The 12,913-nt window shown below is 35.6% G+C and carries 9 protein-coding genes; 1 reads left to right on the top strand and 8 read right to left on the bottom strand.

Features of this window, described 5'->3' with window-relative positions; translation table 11 throughout:
* Positions 1-66: 66 nt before the first annotated feature.
* The 8 genes from U859_RS0125850 to lpdA form a co-directional block, all read right to left on the bottom strand.
* Positions 67-1,002 (bottom strand): alpha-E domain-containing protein, encoded by a 936-nt coding sequence (locus tag U859_RS0125850; RefSeq protein ID WP_025146145.1) that lies wholly within the window; start codon positions 1,000-1,002, stop codon positions 67-69.
* Positions 1,003-1,012: 10 nt separating this feature from the next.
* Complete coding sequence (locus tag U859_RS0125845) at positions 1,013-2,461, bottom strand: circularly permuted type 2 ATP-grasp protein (RefSeq protein ID WP_025146144.1); 1,449 nt, start codon at positions 2,459-2,461, stop codon at positions 1,013-1,015.
* A gap of 522 nt (positions 2,462-2,983) precedes the next feature.
* Positions 2,984-3,511 carry a ferritin gene (locus U859_RS0125835; protein WP_025146143.1) on the bottom strand — a complete coding sequence of 176 codons (528 nt, stop codon included), beginning with the start codon at positions 3,509-3,511 and terminating at the stop codon, positions 2,984-2,986.
* A gap of 337 nt (positions 3,512-3,848) precedes the next feature.
* Positions 3,849-4,208 carry a hypothetical protein gene (locus U859_RS0125830; protein ID WP_025146142.1) on the bottom strand — a complete coding sequence of 120 codons (360 nt, stop codon included), beginning with the start codon at positions 4,206-4,208 and terminating at the stop codon, positions 3,849-3,851.
* A 111-nt stretch (positions 4,209-4,319) separates the two neighbouring features.
* A complete protein-coding gene (locus U859_RS0125825; RefSeq protein ID WP_025146141.1) occupies positions 4,320-4,880 on the bottom strand; it encodes a GNAT family N-acetyltransferase in 561 nt (186 codons plus the stop codon).
* A complete protein-coding gene (locus tag U859_RS0125820) occupies positions 4,880-5,719 on the bottom strand; it encodes an MBL fold metallo-hydrolase (protein WP_025146140.1) in 840 nt (279 codons plus the stop codon). The genes U859_RS0125825 and U859_RS0125820 overlap by 1 nt, the downstream gene beginning before the upstream one ends.
* 103 nt (positions 5,720-5,822) lie before the next feature.
* A complete protein-coding gene (locus U859_RS0125815; RefSeq protein ID WP_025146139.1) occupies positions 5,823-7,064 on the bottom strand; it encodes an outer membrane beta-barrel protein in 1,242 nt (413 codons plus the stop codon).
* A gap of 37 nt (positions 7,065-7,101) precedes the next feature.
* The gene (lpdA, locus tag U859_RS0125810) at positions 7,102-8,490 is read right to left on the bottom strand and encodes a dihydrolipoyl dehydrogenase (protein WP_025146138.1); all 1,389 of its coding nucleotides are present in this window, start codon (positions 8,488-8,490) and stop codon (positions 7,102-7,104) included.
* A gap of 698 nt (positions 8,491-9,188) precedes the next feature.
* Between lpdA and U859_RS0125805 the strand changes: the two genes are divergently transcribed.
* Positions 9,189-12,545, top strand: coding sequence for a TonB-dependent receptor domain-containing protein (locus U859_RS0125805; protein ID WP_025146137.1), 3,357 nt, complete (start codon positions 9,189-9,191; stop codon positions 12,543-12,545).
* Positions 12,546-12,913: the final 368 nt, after the last annotated feature.

Genomic DNA, 12,913 nt, shown 5'->3' with positions numbered 1-12,913 from the left:
GGCGGTTATTATGTTTTAACACAGCATAATATCCGTGTTAATCTGTGTCCATCTGTGGTTGAAGAATTATGAATTTGCGAAATAATACTCATTTAACAGGTTTCCTATTCCGAAAAGCTCAGCCCTGATCTCCGTAAGGTAATGGTGCAGCTGTTCTTCGTTCATGGTATTTACCGAGCTATAGGTAATCATACTTTTTAGGCGACCTATTTTAAATGATAGATTATTGTAATGTTCGATATTGCTTTCGCTCTTCAACCGGTTAAAATACCTTTCAATATTATTCATGGCGTACAATGCCGAACGCGGAAAATCATTGTTGAGCATCACCAGTTCGATGATGTTTTTCGCATCAAAACCCTGCCGGTAGGTTTTTAAATATAGTTCATAACCACCTAAAGATAATAATAAGTGTTTCCAGTAGGCAATATCCGTTAATAAATCAGGATTACTGCTGATGGAACTAAATTTGATATCCAGAATATCGATAGATTGGATACTTCTTTCCAGGTGTTTGCCGATTTTCATAAAACTTCTGCTTTCGCCGCGCTCCATTACGCTATCTGCTGTACCATGGTACAACATGACCTGTTTAATTAAAACATCCAAAGCTGTTACCGGATCATCCTTTTGTACATACCACAATAATTTTTCGTCCTTTACCGCATGGTAATATTCATTTAAGCATTGCCATAAGTCTTTCGGAATATGTTCCTGCACACTTCTTGCATTTTCACGTGCAAGCGTAACGATGTTTAAGATCGAATTTGGGTTTTCACGGTTTAACAACAGGTATTCAATTACGGCCCGGCTATCGTGCTGGATATTCAATAACTCATTTTCGTCATCTGATGAAAAAATCCTGATTACGGGTTTCCATGTAAATTCCTGTATGGTATCCTGAGAGGAAGCGTAATTTATTTTCAACATGCGCAGCATCCCATCGCTACGCTCCACATACCTGCTTAGCCAATATAGGCTTGATGCAACTCTACTTAACATATCCCGTATTTTAAGAAGTTAAAACCCATGTATCTTTACTGCCGCCACCCTGCGAACTGTTTACTACCAGCGAGCCTTCTTTTAAAGCTACTCTGGTTAATCCACCCGGAACAATCGAAATGCCATCTGGTCCGTTTAAGGCAAAGGGACGGAGGTCTATTCTGCGGGGAGCCAGTTTCCCGTTGATAAAACAAGGCGCAGATGATAAACTGATGGTGGGTTGGGCGATAAAATTGCGTGGATCTTTCAATACTTCAATTTTATATTCTTCTGTTTCCTGTTCAGTGGCCGCGTGTCCCATTAACATACCATAGCCGCCACTTCCATTGGTTTTTTTGATTACCATAGTATTGATGTTTGCAAAAACATATTCCAATTCATCTTTATTACTCAGCTGATAAGTGGGCACATTCTTTAAAATGGGTTCTTCATTAAGGTAGTACCTGATCATATCGGGTACATACGTGTAAACCGCTTTATCGTCGGCCACACCATTGCCTACCGCATTAATAATGGCTACGTTGCCCTTGCGGTAAGCACCCATTAAGCCGGCCACACCCAATACGCTGTTCGGATTAAATACTAAAGGATCAAGATAATCATCATCCACGCGACGGTAGATTACATCAACCTGTTGCAGGCCGGTAGTGGTTTTCATAAATACTTTTTGATCTTTAACCACCAGATCGCGGCCTTCTACCAGTTCTACACCCATTAGACGGGCCAAGGTAGTATGTTCGTAATAAGCAGAATTATACATGCCCGGACTAAGCAGTACTATGGTTGGGTTAGAAACTGCCCTGGGGGAGAGGGTCATTAAATTTTTATACAGTATGGCAGGATACTCTGTCACACTTCTTACGCCACATTGTGGAATCAAATCGGGGAATAATCTTTTGGTAATTTCCCTGTTCTCGAGCATGTAACTTACACCAGATGGTGTGCGTAGATTATCCTCCAGTACATAAAATGTTCCATCATGGTCTCTTATTAAGTCGATACCTGCAATGTGGATATAAATATCGTGCAATACATTAACATTGTGCATCTCTCTTAAAAAATGCGGACAAGAATAGATTACATTGATGGGTACAATTTTATCTTTCAGGATAAATTGATTGCTATAAACGTCCTTTAAGAACAGATTTAATGCTTTTAAACGTTGTTTTATTCCTTTTTCTATAAAACTCCATTCAGTTGACGTAATAATTCGGGGAATAATGTCGAAAGGAAAGATTTTTTCGATTCCTTCGCCGCTATCATACACGGTAAAGGTAATTCCCTGACTCATGAATAGTTTTTTTGCCAGTTCTTCCTTTTTGTTTAAGTTTTCGAGCGATTCTTTAGAGAAGTTATTGATAAAGTTTGAATAATGATTTCTATAATGATCACCATTAAGAAACATTTCATCGTAAGTTTTGGGATGATTAAAGTAATTTTTTATAAAATCTTCTATCATTTTGCTTAAATATTTCCTTAAAGTATGATTTTGAAAGGTAAAAATTTAATTTTTAAGGTAAAAAAATCAATTTTGTATATATTTTTATTGATTTATGAATTTATTTTTAGTGAATTATTGATTTTTATACAAAATATTTAATTTTTTTGTTGAAAATACTTGCTAATATCAATAAAGTTTGTACTTTTGTAATGCTCGTTAATTATTATTATATATTTGGTTTAAAAAAAGCGCTGGTAACGGCGCTTTTTTTACAAAAATTCAAGACTTATTCATAATCAACATAAACCAAACAACCTAAACTAAGTAAGCTCCAGAAAAACTGGGGCTTTTCTTTTTTTTTGTGTCATCATCAAAACGATCCGATAGTTATTGAATGAAGCGTAGAGGAAAGGAGGGAAATGTCGTTATCCTCGCGCATGCGGGGATCTTAATGCTTTAGCGCTAATATCTCGTCAAAATTTTTGGCATAAAAAAAGCTACCCTGATTAGGATAGCTTTTCAATATATGTTTTGTTGTTGTTATGCTTCTGAATAAGTGATTTTATTCACGTGTTTATCAATTTCCCATCTTCCTGTTCCTTCTTCACCAATTACTTCGAATAATTCCAGCGCTCTACGTGCTTTGTATTCTTCTTCGCGTTGCTCTTTCAGGAACCAGTTCAAAAATTCCATGGTTACGAAATCCTGCTCTTTGTGGCATTTTGCTGCCAGGTTTTTAAAGCTCTGTGTAATGGCGATTTCTGCTTCTAAAGCATCTTCGAAAACTTCTCTAAATCCAGCGAAGTCGGTTTTGATGCCGGTAACCTCTGGAGAGATTGCATTTCCACCCATATCCAATACATATTTGAATAACTTTAACTGATGTACTCTTTCTTCTTCAGATTGCTTTAAAAAATAATCTGCTGAAAAGTCGAATCCATTTTGGTCACACCAAGATGACATTGATAAATATAGTGATGAAGAGTGAGCTTCTTTTTTTATTTGCTGATTTAATAATGTTTCGATATCCTGAGATATTAAACATTTGATACGCATTAGATCTTTCATATTTCTGTACTTTAATAACAATACAAATGTAAACCGAATTTGTTCGCGATTCTAATTTATTTGCAATATGAAATTAGTCTAAATTGCTGATAATTAGTTATTTGTAATCAGTTTAAATAAGAGAAGTAAGGGAGTAAGATGTAGTATGGATGATGGAATAACGCGAGACGGATAGTAGTTGAGGATCAGCAGGATAATAAAGGGTTAATTACTAATTACCAATGATCAATTTGTCATTAACCAATTAGCGAATCGCCAAAGAACAGTTTCAGTTGGCAATTTTCAGTTAACAGTTTGCTATGACCAGTTAACCGATTTAAACAATTAACCGATTATACTAATAAACCAATCTATAAAGGCAATCGCTGATGATGTGGTTGAGTTTAAACATGGTAAAGGTTCCTTGCAATAAATCTTTCAAGGCAATAATTTCTAAGGCACTTAATAAATAAATGTGCTCGCAACCATTAAAGGTAACTAATTCGAAATCGGCTTTATGGGTATTTAAAAGAAGTGCGTCGATATCGATATTTTCGACAACCTTTTTTAGTTTTTGAAGCGAAAGGCAGTTATAGCGGGCAAACTTGCCGCCAAAATCTACATAAAAGCAGTTTAATTTATCTGACTGATAAATAGAACCATGGGTATTTGAGAATACGTTAACCAGTTCGTTAATGTCAATACATGCTTTTTCCATCGGTTACAAAAATTGGCATTATTTAGATTAAATACAAATAAAAACCAAAATAAATTTGAGAAGCAGTTGTGATTGGCGTTTGGCGGTGCCAGGAGAAAGACCATAGGCTAATTATTTGATTTTAAAAATCATGTGATGGTATAATCCGCCCATAAATTGTTTTTCGTTCTGGATAACGAAATTCATTTTTTCGTAAAGCCTCAAAGCGTCTGGATTGTTTTTTTCTACCAATAAGCCAACTGTATGTTGATCAAGTTTTTTAGCCCAGCTGATACCTGCTTTAATCAGTTGCTTTCCTATTCCTTTCCCTTGGGCTGAAGGGTTAACGCTGATGCTATCCAGGTAAAACTCTCCGTCTTCAGTTTCTGTATCTTGATTGGCGTTGTTTGCATGGTAATGTTCAACTACAAAATTAAGAAATGGTTTGCGGAGTTCGGGCAGTTTTCCTCCATCATAAGCGTTCAGTGATCCCAGAACTTTACCTTCTTCTTCAAAAACCAGCGTATTTTCGTAACTGTATTGATTGCCCTCCATCTGAAAAAAATGAGTAAAGATTTCTTTCAGCACGTGCCCCTCTTCAACATGGGTTAATTTACTCGCCAGTTTGCCCATCGCCTGGATAATCAATGGCACTACTGCTGTAGCATCAGTGGGTTTAGCTGGTCTGATCATTATATATCGCTCAGGTTAAAGGTTTCTGCCACACGGATTCCCTTTTCAGTGCATTGTAAGGTGCAGCATTCGTTAATGGGGTCGTGCTCTAAGTACAATATATAGTTGTTGTTAACGGCTTCTTCTAAAAAAGCCTGTTTTTCTGTTAATGTTTTTAAGGGGAACATATCATAGGCCATTACATACGGTAGGGGAAGGTGACCAACCGATGGTAAAAGATCGGCCATATAAACGATCGTTTTTCCTTTATAATTGATTTTAGGTAACATCATGGCATCAGTATGGCCGTAAGCAAAGCTGATATTGATATCCTTTTGCCATTCGATATTTTCTTTTTCGGCTACAAATTTAAGCTGTCCGCTTTCCTGAATAGGTAAAATATTTTCTTTCAAAAACGAAGCCTTTTCCCTTGCATTCGGTTCAACTGCCCATTGCCAGTGTTTTTCGTTACTCCAGTATGTTGCATTTTTGAAAGCAGGGATTAGCTTTTCGTTTTCCCTTACAATTGTCCCACCTACATGATCAAAATGAAGGTGTGTAAGGAAAACATCTGTAATATCTGCCATGCCAAATCCAAGGTGCGAGAGCGATTTTTCCATAGAATCATCACCATGCAGGTAATAATGGCTAAAAAACTTCTCGTCCTGTTTGTTTCCGATACCTGTATCCACTAAAATCAACTGATTTTCTTCTTCGATCAATAAACATCGCATGGCCCAGGTACAAAGGTTATTGCTATCGGCAGGATTGGTTTTTTGCCAGATGGCCTTAGGTACAACGCCGAACATGGCGCCGCCGTCTAATTTAAATAAGCCTGTGTTTATGGTGTGGAGTTTCATTTGATATTAGATGTAAAAGGTAAATGGCTGATGTAACTTGGGCTAAAAATAAGAAAACCCTTTAGGATTAACTAAAGGGTTTTTTTAATTATGATATAAATAACTAAAACTGATAGTTTACCAGGAGATAGCCGGTAGTTATCCCTGTTTTTATGGATGTTATTGTGGAAAATCCATTTGAAATTTCTCCACGGGCCTCAATTCCAAAATGCTTAACCGTTAATCCTGCACCCAAAAGGGCGCCTTGATCAAATTTCCTAAGTTTATCAAAGGAGTTATGTTGATTTATAGTTGTTGTTGAATGGAAAGTGTCCTCAAAAATTGTATTTTCTTTGAGTTTAATGGCATATGCACTACTTACACCTAAATTTAAGAAAGGTTTAAGTGAAGTATTAGCGAAAGTATATCTGAACATTGCGCTCAGCTTTAAATATTTTCCATCAAAAGCATAGGTTTGATTTGAGTATTGAAAATCAGATTGCTTGCTTTGGTTTGTGCCATTGAATTTAAATGACCTATAAAGTAAATCAAAATTAATGCCTAGTTTTTCGGATGATCTGGGGATTATTAAGAGTAATGATACTCCAGGCGCAATATTAGTTGAGCTTTTAAAGTCGATATCTCCGAATGATAGTGTTGAGTAACTTCCGCCTAAAATAAGGCTAAACTTAGCTGTTAAGTTCTCGTTTTTAGCGCTTGTAGGTTTATATGAATCTGGCTTAGATTGATTGTGTTTTTGAATAATTTTGATAATATCACTCTCATAGAAGCTAACTTTTCCTATTTCATTATCGCTGATCTCTTTGTCGTTGATAAATAGGTTTTTAAGTTGTTCTTTATAGTCTGAATTATATGCAATCTGATTTTTTGATTCATTTACATAATATCGCTTATTGATTAACTCTTCCGTTTTGTCCCCATTATTGATAAAAAGGTGGCTTCGGTCGTCAACGTATTTAAGTAAGGTTAAGTCGCCTTCGTTTAAAATACGGAGAAAAAGAACTTTATCCTCAAATGAAGGTTCTTTATCAAAGCCTAATTTACCTAATTGTTGTGGAGATGTTTCAAGTTTAACCGCTTTTGAAATATAAGACTCCTTGTATTTATCATCGGTTATTCCAAAACCATTGATGCTTTTTGCATCCAGGTTTTGTGGCTTATCATTTAAAGTAGGATAATAATTGATTGATAAAGGATTTTTGTTCCAGTTTTTGTAATCAATATATCCTTTAACTGTATCATTATTTAATTTAATAATATAGCCTTTAAGAATGGTTTTTTGAGCATGTAATAATTGAGCTGTGCTTACGATAGAAAGCACAGCTAAAAAAAGAGTTTTTTTCAATGTAAAGAAAATTGAGACGTTAATCCAGTGGTTTATTTTATAAATGTATCACTTCACCATATGCATCAGCAGCAGCTTCCATAATGGCTTCGCTCATAGTTGGGTGAGGGTGAACAGATTTAATTATTTCATGTCCGGTAGTTTCTAATTTACGGGCAACTACAATTTCGGCAATCATTTCGGTAACGTTGGTACCAATCATGTGTGCACCTAATAATTCTCCGTATTTGGCATCAAAGATTAATTTTACGAAACCATCTTTAGCACCGGCAGCACTTGCTTTACCTGAAGCTGAAAATGGGAATTTACCGATTTTTAATTCGTAACCTGCTGCTTTAGCCGCTTTTTCGGTATAACCTACAGAAGCAATTTCTGGTGTGCAATAAGTACATCCAGGAATGTTGTTATAATCCAAAGGCTCAGCATGCTGACCAGCGATTTTTTCTACGCAGATAATACCTTCTGCAGAAGCAACGTGTGCTAAAGCTTGTCCGCCAACTACATCACCAATTGCATAGTAACCTTTTACTGAAGTATTGTAAAACTCATCAGTAACGATTTTACCTTTTTCGGTTTTGATACCGGTTTCTTCTAAACCAATGTTTTCGATATTGGCTACAATACCAGCAGCTGAAAGTACGATATCAGCCTCGATAGTTTGCATACCCGAAGCTGTTTTAACTGAAACTTTGCAACCTGCACCGCTGGTATCAACCGACTCAACGCTTGCTGAAGTCATAACGTCGATACCCACTTTTTTCAAGCTGCGTAATAACTGTTTAGAAACGTCCTCATCCTCAACCGGAACAACGTTATCCATAAATTCTACGATGGTTACTTTAGTGCCCATTGTAGCGTAGAAATAAGCAAATTCTACACCGATAGCACCAGAACCTACCACTACCATGCTTTTAGGTAATTCAGGAAGTACCATTGCCTGGCGGTAGCCAATAATTTTTTTGCCGTCTTGTTTAAGGTTCGGTAATTCTCTTGAGCGGGCACCGGTAGCGATGATGATATTCTTAGCACTTAGTTCCTGTTGAGAACCATCGGCACCTTTAACTTCTAGTTTGTTCCCTGGTTTTACTTTACCAGTTCCCATGATTACGTCAATTTTATTTTTCTTCATTAAAAACTGAACGCCTTTGCTCATGCCATCGGCAACGCCACGGCTGCGTTTTACCACAGCTGCAAAATCTGCAGTTGCGCCAGCAGTAGTAATTCCGTAATCAGCAGCATGATTAATATATTCGAAAACCTGAGCGCTTTTTAAAAGTGCTTTAGTAGGGATACATCCCCAGTTTAAACAAATACCACCTAATGATTCACGCTCTACAATGGCAACTTTTAGTCCCAATTGTGAAGCTCTGATTGCAGCTACGTAACCACCTGGGCCGCTGCCTAAAACAATAACGTCGTAATTCATCTGTTTTTTTTAATTTGTTATTTATCTGTCAGATGGAGCTTACCATAATTAAATCATCATTTTTAGAGATATTTAATTATGGACGGTTCATATCTAATTTTAAAGAGATTTGTTTTTTAATTGTTCTGCATGTACAATGTAATGTTCCGATTCTTTACCGGTTAAAGGAATACTCCTTTGCATTACAAAAATTAAAAAGAGCTTGCTCCCTTAATAATCGCTCAAAACTAAAAAAAAAATGTCAATTGAATAGGGCAATATTGAGATAGCTGTTAAAATTTACAATGGTTGAATATTGTTTTGATCATTCTATTTTAAAATATCAGTCAGAATGAATACAATCTGCAGAATAATATATGGGTTAGTTAATAAAAAGTCAAATAACCAGGATGTTTAAGGCTTAAAAATTGTTGTTAATATGTATTATTTGAAAAATACCAATGTTAACTTAAGTTTCATGCTTAAATTATAATCAACTGATTGTTTCGTTATTAAAAATTTAGCTTTATTATCAATGTATTGATAAACTGAAAGTTATAACCCATGCAATATGTGTTAAATGTTGAAAAGTTTTGCCTGACTTAATAATTATTTAACATTGGATGTTAAAATGTGTTAAATTTTATTAGGACATTTGCAGCCATAAAATCCCTATTTAGATTATTATTCAACAACAAAAAACATTTAAAAAACAAAGTATGAAGAAATCTTTACTTTTAAGATTAGTACTGGTTATTGTTGCATTTGTAGGTATTACTTTTGGTGTTAACGCACAGGTAACTACATCATCAATAACAGGAACAATTAAGGATGCCAAAGGCGCCTTACCCGGTGCAAGTGTTAAAGCAACACATACACCAACGGGTACTGTTTATTCTGTATCTACAAACAATGATGGTCGTTTTACAATTGGCGGCACACGTGTAGGCGGACCTTACACTATTGAAATTAGTTTTGTTGGTTACAGACCTGAAAAATTAGCTGATGTTTATTTAAAATTAGGTGAGCCTTATTTATTGAACGTTGTATTATCAGATAATAGTTCTACCTTATCTGAGGTTAATGTTGTTGGTCAAAGTACTAATAGTATAATGAACTCAAGTAGAAACGGTACTTCTACGGTTATTACAAAACAACAGATTCAAAGTTTGCCAACTATTACTCGTAGTGTTAACGATTTAACACGTTTAACGCCTCAGGCAAATAATACTTCAATTGGTGGTGGTAACTATCGTTCAAATAACTTTACTGTAGACGGTGCTAACTTTAACAACCAGTTTGGTATTGGCCAGAACATCCCTGCTGGTGGTTCCCCAATCTCAATCGATGCATTAGAGCAAATTTCAATCAATGTTACGCCATTTGATGTTCGTCAAACTGGTTTTACAGGTGGATCTGTTACTGCAGTAACTCGCTCGGGAACAAATACTTTTACTGGAAGTGCTTTTTACACCATGCGTGGTGACGAGCAACAAGGAAAAAGAATTGGTGAAACTTATAGAATTCCTTCATTACAAAAACTTGATGAGAAAAATTACGGTGCAAGTTTTGGTGGACCAATTATTAAGGATAAATTATTCTTTTTCGTAAATTATGAGAAAAAGCATACCATCCAACCGGGCACTACTAAAATCGCTTCTACGCCAGAACTTCCATTCGGCGGATCATCTCCTTCTTTTGTATCTAGACCAACGGTTGATTTTTTAAATGGTGTTTCTTCTTATTTACAATCTAAGTACGGATATGCAACAGGTCCATACCAAGGCTATTCAAATATCAGCGATAACGAAAAAATGTTTGCCCGTTTAGATTGGAATATTTCTAAGACTCAACGTTTCAGTGTACGTTATAATCAGGTAGAAAGTCAATCGCCATCGTCTTTGAGTAATTCTACCACGGGTTCTGGTGTAACATTTGCGGCGGCAAATAATAGAGTTGCAAATACTGCATTATCATTTGCGAATTCAAATTACTATCAGGCAGCAAATTTATATTCAGGAGTTGCAGAGTTGACATCTTCTTTTGGTAGCAAGATTACAAACGTTGCAAGGGCGACTTATTCTCATCAAAATGATCCAAGGACATCAGATAGTAGCCCTTTTCCATTGGTTGATATCTTAGATGGTTCTTCTGTTATAACATCATTTGGTTATGAGCCATTTACTTATGGTAACTTAAGAGATGTTAAAGGTTATACTTATTCTGATGATTTAAGTATTGCCTTAGGTAAACACAACTTAAGTGTTGGTGTACAAGCAGAGTTTAGCACAACTAAAAATGGTTTCCAACGTTTTGGTACAGGTTATTATGTATTTAATTCTTGGGCTGATTTTGTAAATGGAGCAAAGCCATCTAATTACGCAGTAACATATCCTTTAACTGCTGATGGTTCTCAAGCTTACCCAAGCTTTAAATTCAATCAATATTCTGCTTATTTACAGGATGAATTTACTGTTACAGACCGTTTAAAATTAACTGCAGGTTTACGTGTTGAACAAGCTAGTTATCCAGATGTTAGTGAAGTTAAAACGCATCCTTTGGTAGCAGGTTTAAATTTTGCCGGACAAAAAGTAGATACAGGTGTTTTACCTGAAAACAGAATTTCTTATTCACCTCGTTTTGGTTTTAACTGGAATGTATTTGGTGATCGTTCGTTCCAGGTACGTGGCGGAACAGGTATCTTTACTGGTCGCATTCCTTTCGTATGGATCGTTTCTCAATCAGGTGATGCTGGTTTACTACAATATACTCAAACATATTCTGGTCAGGCTAATACTCCATTTTTTAATCCAAGTATTGCGCCGAATTTATTATCTGCAGCACCTGCGGCGGGTTCATCAATTCCAAGTAGTATTAGTGTAATGTCTCCTAATTTGAAATTCCCTCAAACCTGGAAATCAAGTATTGCATTTGATATTAAATTACCTTGGGGTATCGTTGGTACTTTGGAAGGTATTTATGGTAGAGATTTAAATGTAGCTGTTGCAAAAAATATCAACTTGGTAGATCCTATTGCTTTAAATATTAGTGGCTATGGTGATACAAGACCTATGTTCCCTTCTGGTGGACAGTTGCCAACAACTGCAATTGGTGCATTTGCAAGGCAAAACGTATCATTAACAGGTGCGGGTGCTGTTGCTACAACTGCAGCTACCACTAGTTCTTCTGGTTTTAACGTAATTCAAATGAGCAATGCAAAAGGCGGATATAACTGGCAAGCTACTGCTCAATTGACTAAACAATTCCAAGGTGGTCTTAGTGCTATGATTGCTTATACACGTTCTGATCAACGTAATTATGGTGATGGCGGCGGCGATCAGTTATTAAACCTTTGGTCGATACCTCAAACATCTGGTAATCCTAATTCACCAACTTTAAGCTACTCTAGTAACTTAAATCCTGATCGAATAATTGCTAATATCTCTTATAGAAAAGAATATTTTGCCAATTTAGCAACGTCATTCTCATTATTTTATGAGGGTTCTCAACAAGGAAGATTCTCTTATACTTATAGTACGGATTTTAACCGCGATGGTATTTCAGGAAATGATTTAATTTATATTCCAAAAGACGCGTCTGATATTACATTTAGTGGTAACGTAGTTGTAGGTACAGGTACTCAACAAAAAACATATACACCTCAGCAACAAAGCGATATTTTTATGGCCTATATTGAGCAAGATAAGTATCTAAGCAAGCATAAAGGTGAATATGCTCAGCGTAATGCTGCAACTTCTCCTTGGAGAAATCAATTTGATTTCAGATTAACCCAAGAGGTTTTCAAGAATTATGGAAAAAGTAAAAACTCTTTTCAGGTAACTGTTGATATATTTAACGTTGGTAACTTATTAAACCGTAAATGGGGTAATGTAAACTTCGTTAATAGTACTTCTATTTTAGTTCCACAAAACGTTGGTGCTATTAATAACACAACCAAACCAACATTCAGATTGAATACGGCTAATAATGATATTGTTAGAGAGACATTTGGTACCTCTCAAACAATATCATCAACTTATTATATGCAGTTTGGTGTTCGCTATAACTTTAACTAATACTTAATACAGTTATATTACTAATGCCTAGATCGAAAACGATCTGGGCATTTTTTTTATAATTTAGATTTAAATCGTTGTTTTTTAGTTGGTTCGTGTAATAAACTGACTACTTGATGTAAAGAAATAACTGCTTTAATAGTTGATTGCTATTTTTAACAAAGAAAACAAAAAACTATTATGAAACGCACGCTCTCTCAGAAAAACACTCTTTTCTCCAATTAGATTATAATGTTTTGCTTTTAAGCAGCACATCCCTCCAAATCTGATTCAATTTTAATGCCTAAACTTTTGTGCTTTTTATAATAGGATCACCCATTGTTTAACCCAATGATTAAATCTATATGAATTAAATTTTAAAACATCTA

Origin of the sequence: Pedobacter jeongneungensis, from assembly GCF_000633455.1 — a bacterium.
Classification (GTDB): Bacteria; Bacteroidota; Bacteroidia; order Sphingobacteriales; family Sphingobacteriaceae; genus Pedobacter; species Pedobacter jeongneungensis_A.
Note: the sequence above shows the minus strand (reverse complement) of the source record. Positions and strands in the feature narration are given on the sequence as shown.

What these genes read in the sequence shown, in the direction of transcription:
- U859_RS0125825 (WP_025146141.1), bottom strand. Translation starts at nt 4,880, where the DNA reads ATGATCAGACCAGCTAAACCCACTGATGCTACAGCAGTAGTGCCATTG.
- U859_RS0125850 (WP_025146145.1), bottom strand. Translation starts at nt 1,002, where the DNA reads ATGTTAAGTAGAGTTGCATCAAGCCTATATTGGCTAAGCAGGTATGTG.
- U859_RS0125820 (WP_025146140.1), bottom strand. Translation starts at nt 5,719, where the DNA reads ATGAAACTCCACACCATAAACACAGGCTTATTTAAATTAGACGGCGGC.
- U859_RS0125830 (WP_025146142.1), bottom strand. Translation starts at nt 4,208, where the DNA reads ATGGAAAAAGCATGTATTGACATTAACGAACTGGTTAACGTATTCTCA.
- U859_RS0125805 (WP_025146137.1), top strand. Translation starts at nt 9,189, where the DNA reads ATGAAGAAATCTTTACTTTTAAGATTAGTACTGGTTATTGTTGCATTT.
- lpdA (WP_025146138.1), bottom strand. Translation starts at nt 8,490, where the DNA reads ATGAATTACGACGTTATTGTTTTAGGCAGCGGCCCAGGTGGTTACGTA.
- U859_RS0125845 (WP_025146144.1), bottom strand. Translation starts at nt 2,461, where the DNA reads ATGATAGAAGATTTTATAAAAAATTACTTTAATCATCCCAAAACTTAC.
- U859_RS0125835 (WP_025146143.1), bottom strand. Translation starts at nt 3,511, where the DNA reads ATGAAAGATCTAATGCGTATCAAATGTTTAATATCTCAGGATATCGAA.